Source organism: Tianweitania sp., from assembly GCF_032053605.1.
GTDB lineage: Bacteria > Pseudomonadota > Alphaproteobacteria > Rhizobiales > Rhizobiaceae > Tianweitania.
Map to the genome: position 1 here is coordinate 26,443 of NZ_DAMBUH010000004.1, position 15,513 is coordinate 41,955.

Sequence of the window (15,513 nt, forward strand, 5' to 3'; positions counted from 1 at the left end):
CGCGAGCAGGTGATGGGCGCGGTAGAAGTCCGCCATTTCCTGCTGGGACCAGTCCTGCTGCATCACGAGAACAGCGGGGCTGGGCGTCGGCTTGCGGAACTGGAGAATGCGCATGGGACCTCTCTAGGCGATGGTAGTGCGTCTTTCTCGCATCCTTTTGCGGCAAAGGATGGATGTCGTCGTGACCGTCTGCGGGGCTCTCCCGCCGGCAGTTTATTCCTCCAGCATGCCCTTGGAGAAGGCATCGCGCATCGGCTTGGTGATGTATTGCACCAGCGTGCGCTCCGGGCCGACAAAGATCACATCTGCCGGCATGCCGGGCACGAGGCGACCCTTGACGTTGGCCGGCACGTCCTGCTCGGCAACCTGCACGCGGGCGACGTAGTAGGGCTCGGACCGACCGTCTTCCGGCTGCACCACGTCTTGTGACAGCACATGCACCGTGCCAAAAATCACCGGCGTCGTGCGGCTGGAGAAGGAGGACAGCCGAACTTCCGCGACGTTGCCGATGGCGACATTGTCGATGTCAACGGGGCGGACGCGGGCGTTGATGATCAGGTTTTCGTCCAACGGGATCAGGTCCATCAGGGGCTCGGCCGGACGGATGACGCCGGACTTTGTATGAATCTGGATGTTCTGGATCATGCCGCGCACCGGCGCGCGGATCACCGTGCGATCCAGGATGTCGCGGGCCTGCTTGACGCGCTCGCCGGTCTCGTTGAGCTGGTCGCGGACCTCGCGCAGCTCATTGCTGGCGCGCTCGACGAATTCCTGGTTGATCTGCAGGATCTGCAGCTTGGTTTCGGCGATGGTCTGGTTGACCTTGGCGGTTTCGGCAACGATGCGGCCGAGATTGCCTTCGACCTCGATGCGCGAACGGGTGAGCTGCGCGACCTGGTTGGTGGCAACGACGCCGCCTTTCTGGCCCCGCGTCATGCGGCGGATTTCTTCCACCATGGAGCTGGCCTGCTCGGAGAAGGATTCGCGCTGGGCATCCAACCCGCCGATCTCGTTCTGGAGCTGGTCGATGCGCGCGCCGAGAATGTCGATCTGACCCTTCTTGGTGGCGAGGCGATCGCGGAAGGAGTTGTGCTGCAGCCGGATATAAAGCGGCTCCTCGCCCTTGTCGTCGGTGAGCGGCAGGTCGGCGGGGAACTCGATCTTGTCGAGATTGGCACTTTCGGCCTGCAAACGCGCTTCGGTGGCACGCAGGAGATTGTAGCGCTGGCTGAGGATGTCGAAATTGCCTTGCGCCTGATTGGGCTGAAGACGCGCCAGAACATCGCCGGGTTGAACGACATCGCCTTCCTGAACCGGGATTTCCTGCACGATGCCGCCTTCAAGGTGCTGGATAACCTTGCGGTTGCTGAACACGACGACCTGACCCTGCGCCGCAACGCCGCTCGACAAAGGCGCGGTGGATGCCCAGGTGCCGAACACGCCGAAGGCGAGCGCGACCGTCACATAGCCGGCCAGCACGAAGGGGCGCGGGGAAAAGCCGTCGGCGGGCTGCTTCGGGGCTTTCTTCATCGTGAGCATCTTGCCGATCATCAGCTTGCCACCGTCATTGCGCGGGCTGCGACCGCTGGTTGATTGACCACGGGTAAGGGCGCCACGGCCTTGGGCTGCAGCACTTCGCGGGTTGGGCCGAAAGCGCGCATGCGGCCATCGGCCAGGATCAACGCCTTGTCGCTCAAGGCGAGCAGGCCGATCTTGTGGCTCACGAAGATCACCGTGCGGTTGCGGGCCTTGAGATCCTTGAGCGAACGCACAAGCGCCTCCTCGCCATCCATGTCGAGATTGGCGTTGGGCTCGTCGAGGATCAGCACAGCGGGATCGCCGAACAAAGCGCGGGCGAGGCCGATGCGCTGACGTTGGCCGCCGGACAGCTGCCGTCCGCTGATGCCGATCTGCGTTTCGTAGCCATCGGGCAGGGCCTGGATCATCTCGTGCACGCCGGCGCGCTGAGACGCCAGCACGATCTCCTCGGCGGTGGCATCGCGGAAGCGGGCAATGTTTTCGGCGATGGTTCCAGCAAACAGCTCCACCGTTTGGGGGAGATAGCCGACATAGGTGCCGAGTTCGTCCTTGTTCCAGTGCTGCAGCTCGGAACCGTCAAGACGGACGCCACCGGCGATCGGCTGCCAGACGCCGACCAAGGCACGCACGAGGCTGGACTTGCCGGCGCCGCTTGGGCCGACCAGCGCCAATGCTTCGCCGGGCTCCAGCGCGAAGGAAACGCCGGCCACGATCGGGTTGCGCGAGCCGGGAGGGGCGATCACCAAGCCTTCGGTGGAAAACTGGCCGGTGGGGGCGGGCAGTTGCAGGCGCTCGGTTTCGCCGGGCACGCGCGTGAAGAGTTCGTTCAGGCGATTATACGCGCTGCGGGCACCGATGAACTGCTTCCACTGGCCGACGACCTGATCCACCGGCGCAAGCGCGCGGCCCATCATGATGGAGGCGGCGACCATCATGCCGGGGCTCATTTCGCGCTCCAGCACGAGGTAAGCGCCGGTGCAGAGGATCGCGACCTGCAGCACCATGCGGACGAATTTGGAGGCCGAAACCAGCACGCCGGCGCGGTCGCTGGCGGTGGCCTGGAGTTCCAGCGTCTTGCGGTGCATTGCATTCCAGCGACCGCGCAGGCTGGTTTCCATGCCAAGCGCGCGAATGACCTCGACGTTCTGCAACGTCGTGTTGGCGAAATGCTGGGCGGCCTGGGACGCGGAGTTGGCGTCGTTCAGCGTCTTCTTGGTGGTGAACTCGTTGAGGATCGCGAGCACGAAGATGACCACAGCACCCGCCGTTGCCACCCAGCCGATATACGGGTGGAAGAAGAAGCAGACGGCCAGGAACACCGGCACCCACGGCACATCGCACAGCGAAATGAGGCCGGAGCCGGTGAGGAACTCGCGCAGGCGATCGATGTCGACGAGGGCAAATTCGGACTTTGCGCCGGGAGCAGCGAGGGCGCTGGATACGACGCGCGAAAAGAGCGGGCTCGCCATCACATTGTCGAACTGCATGCCGGCGCGCACCAGAACACGGGAGCGGATCCATTCCAGCACGCCGTAGATGATCAGCATGGTGACGGCGATGACGGTCAGCGCGATCAGCGTGACTTCACTGCGGCTTTGCAGCACGCGATCATAGACCTGTAGCATGTAAAGCGGGCCAACGAACATCAGCGTGTTGATGGCGGCGCTGAACAGCACCACGGCGCCGAAGATCGCGCGATAGCTGCGCAGGGCGTCTTTGAACGTGTCGGATTTATTCATGGAAATGCCTGCGCGTCATGTCGCTGCCGAGAAGTCGCATGGGGACGAGGGAATGAAGGGTCTTCAAAGTGGGCGCGCGAAGCCGTGGCATGTTCGTGCCGGCCATGTCGGATGATCGCGATCATCTGTTCTCAAGCGTTTGATGGGCGACACGCTGCCTTGCTTCTCATTTCAGTGCATCGAAAGTCGCGCGGTCTGCTACCGAGTCCGACGGAACCCTTTGGGAATACGTCCATTCCCGGCAAATTGCAAAGTAAAGTTGGGTTCTTTGTGGCGAAGATTGTCATTTTGCTTGCTGGATGGTTCCGCTTTTTAACGGTGTTGCGGTTACTGTACTATCAGATAAAGCAGTTTTGCTTGCGACTCTCGCATCTAAGCTGTTCTATCGCGCTTTCAAATGCTGATTGCTGTACCGTCCATCACCGATGGACGCGGCATCGGCGTTATGTTTATAAGAATATAACGGAGGGCAGAGGGTCCGCCGGTCATCATCAGGAGTTCCGATGTTCAACCGCAGACAGGTTGCAGGTTTTGCAGTTGCCGCTTTCTTCGCTGTGTCGAGCGTGGGAAGCTTCGTTTCAGCTGCCCAGGCACAGGAAAAGGTCACCGTCTTCGCGGCAGCCAGCCTGAAGAACGCGCTCGACAGCATCAATGCGGCGTGGAAGGCGACAAGCGGCAAGGAAGCCACCATCTCCTATGCTGCAAGCTCGGCGCTCGCCAAGCAGATCGAATCGGGTGCGCCGGCTGACGTGTTCGTGTCCGCTGATCTCGACTGGATGAACTATCTCGGGGATAAGAAGCTCATCAAGACCGACACCGAAGTGCAGCTTCTGGCAAACCGCATCGTGCTGGTTGCGCCTGCCGATGCGGCGGTGACGACCGACATCAAAAAAGACTTCGATCTGGCCGGTCTGTTGAAGGGCGGCAAGCTCGCCATGGGCAATGTCAACTCCGTTCCGGCCGGCAAGTATGGCAAGGATGCGCTGGAACATCTCGGCGTCTGGAAGTCGGTTTCCGGCAATGTCGCGCAGGCTGAAAACGTGCGCGCCGCACTGGCCTTGGTCGCCACGGGGGAGGCGCCGCTCGGAATCGTGTATGAGACGGATGCGGTCGCGGAAAAGAAGGTGAAGGTGGTGGGCGTGTTCCCGGAAGACAGCCATGACCCGATCATCTATCCGGCCGCCCAGACGGCCGAAGCCAAGTCGGCCGATACCGGCGCATTCCTCGAGTACCTGAAGACGGCAGAAGCCAAGAAGCTGTTTGAAGCGCAGGGCTTCACGGTTCTCCCCGGCACTGCCAAGTAAGGCTGGATGGGAATGGAATGGCTTGCGCTCAGTCCTGACGAATGGAACGCCGTGCGGCTGTCGCTCCGCGTTTCCTTCTGGGCAACGATCGCAAGCCTGCCTCTCGGCATTCTCGTCGCCTATGTGCTGGCGCGCCGGGAGTTCTGGGGCAAGTCGCTGCTCAACGGCATCGTGCACTTGCCCCTCATTCTTCCACCGGTGGTCACCGGTTATGTCCTGCTTCTCACCTTTGGGCGGCGTGCGCCGGTCGGTTCCTTCCTCGATAGCGCCTTCGGGATCGTCTTTTCCTTTCGCTGGACAGGTGCCGCGCTTGCCTGTGGCGTGATGGCCTTTCCGCTGATGGTGCGTGCCATCCGCCTGTCGATCGAGGCCGTGGATCGCAAGCTGGAAGCTGCAGCCGGCACGCTGGGCGCCAGCCCTGCCTGGGTCTTCGCGACCATCACCCTGCCGCTGATCCTGCCCGGCATCATCGCCGGCATGATCCTCGCTTTCGCCAAGGCGATGGGTGAGTTCGGCGCGACTATCACCTTCGTGTCCAACATTCCCGGGGAAACGCAGACGCTTCCGTCCGCCATCTACACCTTCACGCAGGTTCCGGGCGGCGAGTTCGGCGCGCTGCGGCTGACCCTCGTTTCGGTTGTTATCGCCATGGTCGCGCTAATCGCGTCCGAAGTCATGGCGCGGCGGCTCAATCGGCAGATCGCAATCGAATGACGATCTCCGTCGATCTGAAAAAGAGACTCGGTTCTTTCACGCTGGAAGCCACCTTTGCGGGCAGTGGAGCGCTAACGGCTTTGTTTGGCCAGTCCGGCTCCGGCAAGACGTCGCTGGTCAATCTGATTGCGGGTTTGACCAAGCCCGACCAAGGCCGGATCGTTGTTGGCGACACGGTGTTGGTGGATACGACCCAGCGCATCTTCTTGGCGCCGCACAAGCGCCGGATCGGCTATGTTTTCCAGGATGCGCGTTTGTTTCCGCATCTGACGGTGAGCCAGAACCTGCGTTACGGGCGATGGTTTGCGCCCAAGGGAGAGCGCTATGCCGACATGGATGGCGTGGTGGAACTGCTGGGCATCGGCCATCTGCTTCAGCGCCGGCCGGACGCTTTGTCGGGCGGTGAAAAACAGCGTGTCGCAATCGGGCGCGCGCTGATTGCCAGCCCCAGGCTGATGCTGATGGACGAGCCGCTGGCCGCACTCGACGATGCGCGCAAGGCGGAGATCCTGCCCTATATCGAGCGGCTGCGCGACGAAACGAAGATCCCGATCATCTATGTCAGCCATTCCGTTGCCGAAGTGGCGCGGCTGGCCAACGACGTCGTGATCCTGTCGGGCGGACGCGTGCTGTCGCACGGGCCGGCCGCGGATGTTCTGGCGCGCCATGACCTTCTGCCTGCCAGCGAAAAGGCGGAGGCCGGCGCACTGGTCGAACTGGTCGTTGACGAGCATGAGTCTGCCTATGGGTTGACCGTTCTGCGCTCCAAGAGCGGCGAATGGCGTCTGCCGCGGATCGAGGCGGCGACCGGCACCAAAGTCCGCGTGCGGGTGCGGGCGCGCGATGTGATGCTTGCGACGGAGAAGCCAAGCGGTATCAGCGCGCTCAATGTGTTGGAGGGCGTTGTCGCCGGTATAGACACAGGCGAGGGGCCGGATGTTCTCGTGACGCTGGTGTGCGGCGATGATCGCTTGTTTTCGCGCATCACGCGGCGGTCGCTCGAAACCATGGCGCTCCGAACCGGACAGCGTTTATACCTTGTGATCAAGGCGGTGAGCTTCGAGGGTGGCGCTGCCGCCTTTCGTCATCCCGCCGCCGATCAATAAGGATATGCCTCATCATGCCGTCGATCAGCCTGCGCATCAAGCTTGATCCGGCCGGCCGCATCGGCTCGGGCAAGATCGACCTGCTCGAGCAGATCGCGGCCTCAGGCTCGATTTCTGCCGCGGCCCGGCAGATGGGCATGTCCTACAAGCGAGCCTGGGATCTCGTTGAAGAAATGAAGCGCATGTTCGGCCGCCCGGTGGTGGACGCGCAAACGGGCGGGAAACACGGCGGCGGCGCACAACTGACTGATATGGGTGAGATGCTGGTCAGCCGATATCGTGCGGTGGAAGAGGCAGCCACGCGCGCCGCGCAGGAACATATGGATGCGTTGCAGGCAGAGATGGCGCAGCCTCAGGAGACCGCGCTGCCCGATTGATCGTGCGTTAAGCGAGTTTCGCCGTGCTCAGAACGGCTTCCATCCGTTCACGCCAGCCGGGTCCGGTTGCCTGAAACTTGCTGACGACGTCTCGGTCGAGATCGACGGTGATGTCGACGCGCCGGTTGGCGTCGAGCGCCTGCAGGCGAGGGCCAACGGGGAGCTCGATCCTCGTTGTGGAAAAGGTGTTGTTTTCAGGTGTCATTGCCGCACTCCGGTGCTGCATTCCAAGCTGGACATTAGCATCTCCTTACGTGCTTGAAAAGACAACCTGCGCGCTCATCTTTTCGGCTCTGCTGGAACAGGCGGACCGCTGGACGGGTTGTCCTTCGAACAAGCGAAGGAGCCGAGATTTATGGCCAGTGATGTCAGAGAAGAAGCGTTGTTGACCCGCCTTGCGGTGCGCCACGATCTCTCAAGAGACGCGGTCAAGACCGTGCTCGATGCGCTGCGGCGCGGTGGCGGAATGGCACAGTTCAGCCACCCGGACTTTGGCGGCATGGCACAATGGTCGCCGGGCATGACGATGGTGGGCGACATGTTCAACACCGGCATGAAAGGCAAGCTTGACGCGGTCGCGACCGAGCTTGCCGCTTATTTGAAGAATACGCCTGCGTCTGACGCGAAGTCGGATGTTCGGACGTCTTCCGCAGCACCAGTCCGGCAAGAAGAAGCCGAAACCGGGCGACAGGCAGGTAATCAGTGGTGGCCGTCCGACCTCGGCTCTCCGTCGACATCCGGATCGCAGAACGCGATGCGCTATGCCGTCTTCCCCGAGAAACGGCGTTTGGTGATCGATGAGGGCGGCACGATCAGTGTCTATGATACCGGCGACCATCGCATCCACGGCGTGGCGCAGGCACAATCGGCCTCTGCAACTCTGACGTTCACCAGCCAAAGTGGCACCGTTGACGTGGCGCAACTCACGAAAATTTCAGGAGCATCTTAGCCCTTAGGTGCACTTGCGTCCTCGCCGAGGACTGTGCATCTTCCTTAACGCAAGCGGATGGGAGCCGCTTGCTGCCGGTCGGCATGAGCCCTCTTGGGAGGAGGTCTCACAGGAAGCGCATCGCATCAGCGATGCAGGTGGGAACGTGAGGGATAATGAGCGACGTCATTCTGGCGGCTGAGAACCTGACCAAGGAGTTCAAGGGCTTTGTCGCCGTGGACGGTGTGAACCTTCGGGTCCGCCGTGGCCAGATCCACGCCTTGATCGGCCCGAACGGGGCAGGCAAGACGACCTGCTTCAATCTTCTGACCAAGTTCCTGCCGCCGACGCGCGGGACGATCACCTATGATGGCAAGGACATCACCGCGATGTCGTCGGCCGATATTGCGCGGCTCGGCCTTGTACGCTCGTTTCAGATTTCGGCAGTGTTTCCGCATCTCACCGCGCTGGAGAATGTGCGCATCGCCTTGCAGCGGCGGCGCGGCGACAGTTTCGATTTCTGGCGCTCGCAGAAGATCCTGTCGCGCTTCGACGAGGAAGCGCGCGGTTTGCTGGCGGAAGTGGGACTTTCAGATTTCACCAACACTTCGGCCAGCGAGCTTTCCTATGGCCGGAAACGGGCGCTGGAAATCGCCACCACGCTGGCGCTCAACCCGGAAATGCTGCTGCTCGACGAGCCAATGGCCGGCATGGCGCAGGCCGATGTCGAGCGCATCACGGCGCTGATCAAGCGCATTTCCGCCAATCGCACGATCCTGATGGTGGAACACAATCTGTCCGTGGTCGCGACGCTGTCGAACACGATCACCGTTCTCGCGCGCGGCAAGGTTCTGGCGGAAGGCGATTACGCCACCGTGTCCCAGGACCCGCGCGTCGTGGAAGCCTATATCGGAGCCGGTCATGGCTGATGCTGGCGTTGCAACCCGTCCGGAAGTCATTTCCCGCGCCGACGCGCTGCTGACGGTCTGCGATCTCGAAGCTTGGTATGGCGAAAGCCATGTGCTGCACGGCATCAACTTCGATGTTCGGGCCGGCGAGGTGGTGACGCTGCTTGGCCGCAATGGTGCCGGCAAGACCACGACGCTGAAGTCGATCATGGGCATGATTGCCAAGCGCAAGGGTTCGATCACCTTTGAAGGCAAGGAGTTGATGCATTCGCCGGCACGCTATGTCGCCAAGGCTGGCATCGCGATCTGCCCGGAAGAGCGCGGCATCTTTTCTTCGCTGTCGGTGGAGGAAAATCTGATGCTGCCGCCGAAAGTGCGCGAAGGCGGTTTGACCGTGCAGCAGATCTTCGAGCTGTTTCCGAACCTGAAAGAGCGGCTTTCCAGCCAGGGCACCAAGCTGTCGGGCGGCGAACAGCAGATGCTGGCGATCGGCCGCATTTTGCGCACCGGCGCCAAGCTTCTTCTGCTCGATGAACCCACCGAAGGACTTGCGCCCGTGATCGTGCAGCAGATCGGCCATACGATTTCGCGGCTGAAGAATGAGGGCTTCACGATCGTGCTGGTGGAACAGAACTTCCACTTCGCGGCGTCGGTTGCCGACCGCCATTACATCGTGGAGCAGGGGCGCACGATCGACATGATAGAGAACCGCGATCTTCAGGCGAACGAGGGTAAATTGCACGCCTATCTGGGCGTTTGACTGGGCACGATAAGGCGAAAACGCCAATATGGAGGAGAGTGGAATGAAGAAGACGGGATTTCTGGTTGCCAGCCTGGTTGCGAGCTTGTTCGCCAGCACGGCATTCGCCGATGTCGCTGTAAAACTCGGCGTGCTGAACGACCGCTCGGGCGTTTATTCCGATCTGGCCGGCGAGGGCTCGGTGGTCGCCGCACAAATGGCCGTTGAGGACTACAAGGCCGCTGACAAGGGTATCAAGGTCGAGATCATCTCGGCCGATCATCAGAACAAGCCGGACATTGCTTCCAACATCGCGCGCCAATGGTACGACCAGGACGGCGTCGATGCCATTCTCGATGTGCCGACCTCATCGGCCGCCCTGGCGGTCGCCGAGATCACGCGCGAGAAGAACAAGATCTTCCTGAATTCCGGCGGCGGCACGTCGGATCTGACCGGCAAGGCGTGCTCGCCGAATACGGTGCACTGGACCTATGACAGCTGGCAGCTCGCGCATGGCACGGCGAGCGCCGTGGTCGCCAATGGTGGGAAGAAGTGGTTCTTCGTGACGGCTGACTATGCCTTTGGTCAGGCCATGGAACGCGACGCGACCGAGGTGGTGAAGGAAGGCGGCGGCGAGGTTGTCGGATCGATCCGCCATCCATTCCCGGGCACGGATTTCTCGTCCTATCTGCTGCAGGCGCAGTCATCGGGTGCGCAGGTCGTGGCCTTCGCCAATGCCGGCGGCGACACGATCAATTCTGTGAAGCAGGCGTCGGAATTCGGTCTGGCGCAAAGCGGTCAGCAATTGGCCGGCCTGCTGGTTTTCGCCAATGACGTGCACTCCCTCGGACTGCAGACGGCGCAGGGTTTGATGCTGACCGAAAGCTTCTATTGGGATCTGAACGATCAGACCCGCGAATGGTCGGCGCGCTTCGAAGAGAAGATGAACAAGAAGCCGTCCATGGTGCAGGCCGGCGTTTATGCCAGCGTCTTGCATTATCTGAAGGCAGTTGAAGCGCTTGGCGACAAGGACGCGACAAAGGTCATGGCCAAGATGAAGGAAACGCCGACCGACGACATCCTGTTTGGCAAGGGCATGATCCGCGCCGACGGCCGCAAGATCCACCAGTCCTACCTGTTCCAGGTCAAGAAGCCGGAAGAATCCAAGGGCGAGTGGGATCTCTATAATCTGGTGTCCACGATCCCGGCCGAGCAGTCTTTCCGTCCGCTCGACAAGGGCGGCTGCTCCCTGATCAAGTAAACGCACCCCTTCGCCGCGCCGGTTCGACACACAAGGCGCGGCGTTTTCTTACCTCGCAGGATCGTTGAATGATCGAGCTTTTGGGTATTCCGCCGCAGGCTTTGTTCGGGCAGTTGCTGCTCGGCCTGATCAATGGTGCTTTTTATGCGATTCTGTCGCTCGGCCTTGCCATCATCTTCGGCCTGCTGAACATCATCAACTTCGCCCACGGCGCGCAGTACATGCTGGGCGCGTTGGCCTCCTGGGTGTTGCTCAACTATTTCGGCGTGAACTACTGGTGGGCTCTGCTCCTTGCGCCGATCGGCGTCGGGATTCTTGGGGTGATCCTCGAGCGGCTGCTGATCTCGCGTTTGTACCACCTCGACCATCTCTATGGGTTGTTGCTGACCTTCGGTCTGGCGCTGATCATCCAGGGCTTGGCGCGCAACCAGTATGGTATCTCCGGACTGCCCTATACGATCCCGAGCCAGTTGGCGGGCGGACAGAATCTCGGCTTCATGTTCCTGCCGAATTATCGCGGCTGGGTGGTTGTGGCCTCGCTGGTGGTCTGCCTCACCACCTGGTTCGTGATCGAGAAAACAAGGCTCGGCGCCTATTTGCGCGCCGCCACGGAAAACCCGACGCTCGTTGGGGCCTTCGGTATCAACGTGCCGCGCATGATCACGCTGACCTACGGCTTCGGCGTGGCGCTGGCAGCCTTCGCCGGCGTGCTGGCGGCACCGATCTATTCGGTGAACCCCAATATGGGTGCCGACCTGATCATCGTCGTTTTTGCCGTGGTCGTAATCGGCGGCATGGGCTCGATTTTGGGTTCCATCGTCACTGGATTTGGTCTCGGCGTCATTGAAGGACTGACGCGGGTCTTTTACCCTGAAGCCTCGTCCGTGGTGATTTTTGTGATCATGGCGATCGTGCTCCTGGTCAAGCCCGCTGGCCTGTTCGGAAGGACCGCCTGATGACTGCGATCACTGACACCAACGAAGCACCGATCGTCGTGGAACAGGCAAGCGGCTCGATGCCGCGCCACCACCTCGTGATCTTCGCTTTGCTGCTTCTGCTTTCGCTGGCTGCGCCCTTCTTCCTTTATCCGGTGTTCCTGATGAAGGTGATGTGTTTTGCGCTGTTTGCTTGTGCGCTCAACCTTTTGCTGGGTTTCGGCGGCTTGCTGTCCTTCGGCCATGCCGCCTTCTTTGGCAGTGCGGCCTATGTGTCCGCCCATGCCGCGAGAGTGTGGGGACTGACACCGGAAGTCGCGATTATCCTCGGCACGCTGTCGGCCGCAGTGCTGGGTGCCGTGATCGGCCTGCTGGCGATCCGGCGGCAGGGCATCTATTTTGCCATGGTCACGCTGGCCTTTGCACAGATGGTCTACTTCGCAGCGTTGCAAGCGCCGTTTACGGGTGGCGAGGACGGCATCCAGAACGTGCCGCGCGGCGATCTGTTCGGTGCGATCAGCATGCGCTCCGATTTCTCGCTCTATTTCGTCGTGCTGGTGATCACCTTTGGCGGATTGCTGGCGATCTATCGCATCATCCATTCGCCCTTTGGGCAGGTGCTCAAGGCGATCCGCGAAAATGAGCCGCGTGCCATCTCGTTGGGCTACCGAGTCAACAGCTACAAGCTGACCGTGTTCGTTTTGTCCGCCACCTTTGCCGGCCTTGCCGGCGCCACCAAGGCGATCGTTTTCCAATTGGCGTCGCTGACCGACGTTTATTGGACGATGTCGGGCGAGGTAGTGCTGATGGTACTGCTAGGCGGCATGGGCACCGTGTTTGGCCCGCTGGTGGGTGCTGCGGTGATCGTCACGATGCAGAACTATCTGGCGAGCTTCGGCGCTTGGGTCACGATCATCCAGGGCTGCATCTTCGTAATCAGCGTCATGCTGTTCCGCGAAGGCATCGTCGGCGTCATTGCCAAGTGGATCAGGAAGCCCCTTTGACCCACCTTGAGATGAGGGTCTGGTGAGCGAGCCCCTCGACGAACTCGGCTTCTACCCACATCAGGTCACGGACAGGCTGCGTTATGGCGACACCGATCGACAAGGCCATGTCAACAATGCCGTATTTTCCACCTTGCTGGAAACGGGGCGTGTTGCCATCCTCTACGACAAGGCAGGAAGCCTCGCTTCTGAGGGATGCGCCTTCGTCATTGCTCGGTTGGAGATTGACTTTCGTGCCGAGTTGAACTGGCCGGGCGAGATCGTGATCGGCACGGCTGTAGCAAAGATCGGCCGATCTTCCTTCGACCTGTCGCAAGCGCTGTTTCAGGATGGTGCTTGTGCTGCCGTGTCCAGATCCGTCATCGTTCAGATGGACGAAAGCACGCGGCGCTCTCATCCGCTCAGCGAACAAAGTCGCTCTGTACTTTCTAATATTCTAATATAGAAGCCGGAATAAAGTAGCACGAAAATCTGCTGAGAGATCCTTACTTGGTTGCGCTGTCAGCAATTGTCACAATCGGTTGAAGAAGGGCTGGAACAAAGCACGCATCTTATGGTTAGACGGGGCTATCAAAGGGGCACTGTCTTGGACGCATCTGTATCTCGTCACGCCGATTCGCAAACGTCCAACGCCCTTCCTCCGCTGATCTGCTTTTCCCACCTCCGCTGGGATTTCGTGCTGCAGCGGCCGCAGCACCTGATGTCGCGCTTCGCGCGCACGCGCGCCGTCTTCATCTTCGAGGAATGGATCCCTTGCGACCATCCCTTGCCTTATCTCGAATTCCACCGCTTCCCCGCCGACAAGGTGACCGCGATCCGCCCGCGCATGCCGCATTGGTGGAGCGAGGCCGAGCGCGAGGCCGGGCTGAAGCGGCTGCTGGATGAATTGCTGGCGCTGACACAGATCAAGCAGCCGGTGTTGTGGTTTTACACGCCGATGATGTTCGGCTTTGCCGACCATGTCGAAGCTTCTGCCGTGATCTATGATTGCATGGATGAGCTGTCCGCCTTTCGCTTTGCGCCGCCGCGCTTGAAGGAGCTGGAAGCCGCCTTGATCAAGCGTGCCGACGCCGTGTTTACCGGCGGCTACAGCATCTATGAGGCGAAGGCCGACCGGCACGACAACATTCATCCGTTTCCGTCCAGCGTCGACACCAACCATTTTGCGCAGGCGCGGGGCGGCAAGATCGCGACTCCTGGCGATCAGGCTGGCATCAGCGGTCCGAGGCTCGGTTATTATGGCGTGATCGATGAGCGCATCGATCTCGACCTGATCGCCGAACTCGCAAAGGCGCTGCCTCAGTGCTCGATCGTCATGGTCGGGCCGGTGGTGAAGGTTGATCCCGCGCATCTGCCGCGCGCCAAGAACATCCATTATCTCGGGCAGCGCTCCTATGGCGAACTGCCGGCCTATCTTGCCGGTTGGGACGTGGCGTTGATGCCGTTTGCGATCAACGAAGCGACGCGCTTCATTTCGCCAACCAAGACGCCGGAATATCTCGCTGGCGGCAAGCCTGTCGTGTCCACTGCCATCCGCGATGTGGAACGCCATTACGGCGACATCGATGCGGTGACGATCGCGCGCAACCATGCCGAGTTCATCGCCGCATGCCGCCAAGCCTTGACCGCGAGAGGTGCTGACTGGCTGGCTGAAGCCGATGCGCTGCTCGCCACCATGTCGTGGGACGAGACCTATGCGCGCATGGCAGCCCTCGTTGAAGAGGCTGTGGCAAACAACAACAGAAGCACGACGCCGCCAAATCTGTCTGCGCCCCGCATCAGACGGGCCGACCGCTCGAAGCCCTATGATTATCTGATCGTTGGCGCTGGTTTCGCGGGCTCGGTTCTGGCTGAGCGTTTGGCGGCTGGTTCGAACAAGCGCGTTCTCGTTTGCGACAAGCGTCCGCATGTCGCCGGCAATGCCTATGATCATTATGACGAGCACGGCGTTCTCGTGCATCGCTACGGCCCGCATATCTTCCACACCAATTCGGAAGATGTGTTTGCCTATCTCTCCCGTTTCACCCGGTGGCGCCCGTATGAGCATCGCGTGCTGGCCGATGTCGGCGGCAAGCTCTTGCCGATGCCGATCAACCGGACAACGCTGAACGGCCTTTACGGGCTCGATCTGCGCGACGAAGCGCAGGCGGCAGCGTATCTGTTGAGCCGCGCGGAACCCGTTGCCGACATTCGTACATCCCGCGACGTCGTTGTTTCGGCGGTGGGCACCGATCTCTACGAGACCTTCTTCCAAGGCTACACGCGCAAGCAATGGGGCCTCGACCCCAGCGAGCTCGACAAGTCCGTGACGGCGCGTGTGCCGACCCGCACTTCGACGGACGATCGCTACTTCCTCGATACCTATCAGGCGATGCCGGCCGACGGTTTCACGGCGATGTTCGAGGCGATGCTGGATCATTCCAACATCACGCTGGAACTTGGCGTCGACTTCGAGGAACTGCGTGCCGAAGGACTTGCGCCGAAGCTGATCTTCACCGGTCCGATCGACGCTTATTACGGACATCGTTTCGGTGCGCTGCCTTATCGCAGCCTGCGCTTCCAGCATGAAACGCTCGACCAGCGGCGGTTCCAGCCTGTGGCCGTGGTAAACTATCCGCAGGAAAAGGTGCCTTATACCCGCGTCACCGAGTATAAATATTTGACAGGGCAGGTACATCCAAAGACCAGCATCAGCTATGAATTTGCCTGTGCGGAGGGTGATCCTTATTATCCGATCCCGCGACCGGAGAACCAGGCCTTGTTCAAGCAATATGAGGCGCTTGCACGCGCTGAGCGGGATGTGACTTTCGTCGGCCGGCTCGGGACTTATCGTTACTACAATATGGATCAGGTGGTGGGCCAGGCGCTGGCAACCCATCGCAAGCTGGTGGATGTGGCAACCGCGGCGGAGACCGCGCAGTGAACGCACCGGCATTTGCCAAAACTCGCCTGCGGATTG

At 60.9% G+C, this 15,513-nt stretch carries 15 protein-coding genes; 12 read left to right on the plus strand and 3 right to left on the minus strand.

The features are described 5' to 3' along the window. Window positions 1-213: 213 nt before the first annotated feature. Both RTX98_RS01965 and RTX98_RS01970 read right to left on the minus strand, forming a co-directional pair. Window positions 214-1,530 carry an HlyD family type I secretion periplasmic adaptor subunit gene (locus RTX98_RS01965; protein WP_312794204.1) on the minus strand — a complete coding sequence of 439 codons (1,317 nt, stop codon included), beginning with the start codon at window positions 1,528-1,530 and terminating at the stop codon, window positions 214-216. A 20-nt stretch (window positions 1,531-1,550) separates the two neighbouring features. Continuing rightward, window positions 1,551-3,278 carry a type I secretion system permease/ATPase gene (locus tag RTX98_RS01970; RefSeq protein WP_312794206.1) on the minus strand — a complete coding sequence of 576 codons (1,728 nt, stop codon included), beginning with the start codon at window positions 3,276-3,278 and terminating at the stop codon, window positions 1,551-1,553. 503 nt (window positions 3,279-3,781) lie between these two features. Here RTX98_RS01970 and modA point away from each other — a divergent pair. The 4 genes from modA to RTX98_RS01990 are packed head-to-tail and all read left to right on the plus strand — an operon-like array spanning window position 3,782 to window position 6,779. Further along, on the plus strand, window positions 3,782-4,582 hold the full coding sequence (gene modA / locus RTX98_RS01975; protein WP_312794208.1) for a molybdate ABC transporter substrate-binding protein: 801 nt from the start codon (window positions 3,782-3,784) through the stop codon (window positions 4,580-4,582). Window positions 4,583-4,594: 12 nt separating this feature from the next. Continuing rightward, window positions 4,595-5,296, plus strand: a complete 702-nt coding sequence (modB, locus tag RTX98_RS01980) for a molybdate ABC transporter permease subunit (protein WP_312794209.1) — start codon at window positions 4,595-4,597, stop codon at window positions 5,294-5,296. Next, window positions 5,293-6,402 (plus strand): molybdenum ABC transporter ATP-binding protein, encoded by a 1,110-nt coding sequence (gene modC / locus RTX98_RS01985; RefSeq protein ID WP_312794210.1) that lies wholly within the window; start codon window positions 5,293-5,295, stop codon window positions 6,400-6,402. Before modB ends, modC begins: the two co-directional genes overlap by 4 nt. Before the next feature lie 14 nt (window positions 6,403-6,416). Continuing rightward, window positions 6,417-6,779 (plus strand): winged helix-turn-helix domain-containing protein, encoded by a 363-nt coding sequence (locus RTX98_RS01990; protein ID WP_312794211.1) that lies wholly within the window; start codon window positions 6,417-6,419, stop codon window positions 6,777-6,779. 7 nt (window positions 6,780-6,786) lie between these two features. Here RTX98_RS01990 and RTX98_RS01995 read toward each other — a convergent pair whose 3' ends face one another. Beyond that, complete coding sequence (locus tag RTX98_RS01995; RefSeq protein WP_312794212.1) at window positions 6,787-6,984, minus strand: BrnA antitoxin family protein; 198 nt, start codon at window positions 6,982-6,984, stop codon at window positions 6,787-6,789. Between the two features lie 150 nt (window positions 6,985-7,134). Here RTX98_RS01995 and RTX98_RS02000 point away from each other — a divergent pair, with 150 nt between their 5' ends. The 8 genes from RTX98_RS02000 (at window position 7,135) to glf (ending at window position 15,477) form a co-directional block, all read left to right on the plus strand. After that, window positions 7,135-7,728, plus strand: a complete 594-nt coding sequence (locus RTX98_RS02000; protein WP_312794213.1) for a hypothetical protein — start codon at window positions 7,135-7,137, stop codon at window positions 7,726-7,728. Window positions 7,729-7,883: 155 nt separating this feature from the next. Beyond that, a complete protein-coding gene (locus tag RTX98_RS02005) occupies window positions 7,884-8,636 on the plus strand; it encodes an ABC transporter ATP-binding protein (RefSeq protein ID WP_312794214.1) in 753 nt (250 codons plus the stop codon). Then, window positions 8,629-9,375 carry an ABC transporter ATP-binding protein gene (locus RTX98_RS02010; protein WP_312794215.1) on the plus strand — a complete coding sequence of 249 codons (747 nt, stop codon included), beginning with the start codon at window positions 8,629-8,631 and terminating at the stop codon, window positions 9,373-9,375. The genes RTX98_RS02005 and RTX98_RS02010 overlap by 8 nt, the downstream gene beginning before the upstream one ends. Before the next feature lie 43 nt (window positions 9,376-9,418). After that, the gene (locus RTX98_RS02015; protein WP_312794216.1) at window positions 9,419-10,615 is read left to right on the plus strand and encodes an ABC transporter substrate-binding protein; all 1,197 of its coding nucleotides are present in this window, start codon (window positions 9,419-9,421) and stop codon (window positions 10,613-10,615) included. Between the two features lie 68 nt (window positions 10,616-10,683). Continuing rightward, a complete protein-coding gene (locus tag RTX98_RS02020) occupies window positions 10,684-11,571 on the plus strand; it encodes a branched-chain amino acid ABC transporter permease (protein WP_312794217.1) in 888 nt (295 codons plus the stop codon). Beyond that, the gene (locus RTX98_RS02025) at window positions 11,571-12,554 is read left to right on the plus strand and encodes a branched-chain amino acid ABC transporter permease (RefSeq protein WP_416223048.1); all 984 of its coding nucleotides are present in this window, start codon (window positions 11,571-11,573) and stop codon (window positions 12,552-12,554) included. Before RTX98_RS02020 ends, RTX98_RS02025 begins: the two co-directional genes overlap by 1 nt. Window positions 12,555-12,576: 22 nt before the next feature. Then, the gene (locus RTX98_RS02030) at window positions 12,577-12,999 is read left to right on the plus strand and encodes a thioesterase family protein (protein ID WP_312794218.1); all 423 of its coding nucleotides are present in this window, start codon (window positions 12,577-12,579) and stop codon (window positions 12,997-12,999) included. Between the two features lie 255 nt (window positions 13,000-13,254). Then, window positions 13,255-15,477, plus strand: a complete 2,223-nt coding sequence (gene glf / locus RTX98_RS02035; RefSeq protein WP_312794219.1) for a UDP-galactopyranose mutase — start codon at window positions 13,255-13,257, stop codon at window positions 15,475-15,477. Window positions 15,478-15,513 lie beyond the last annotated feature (36 nt).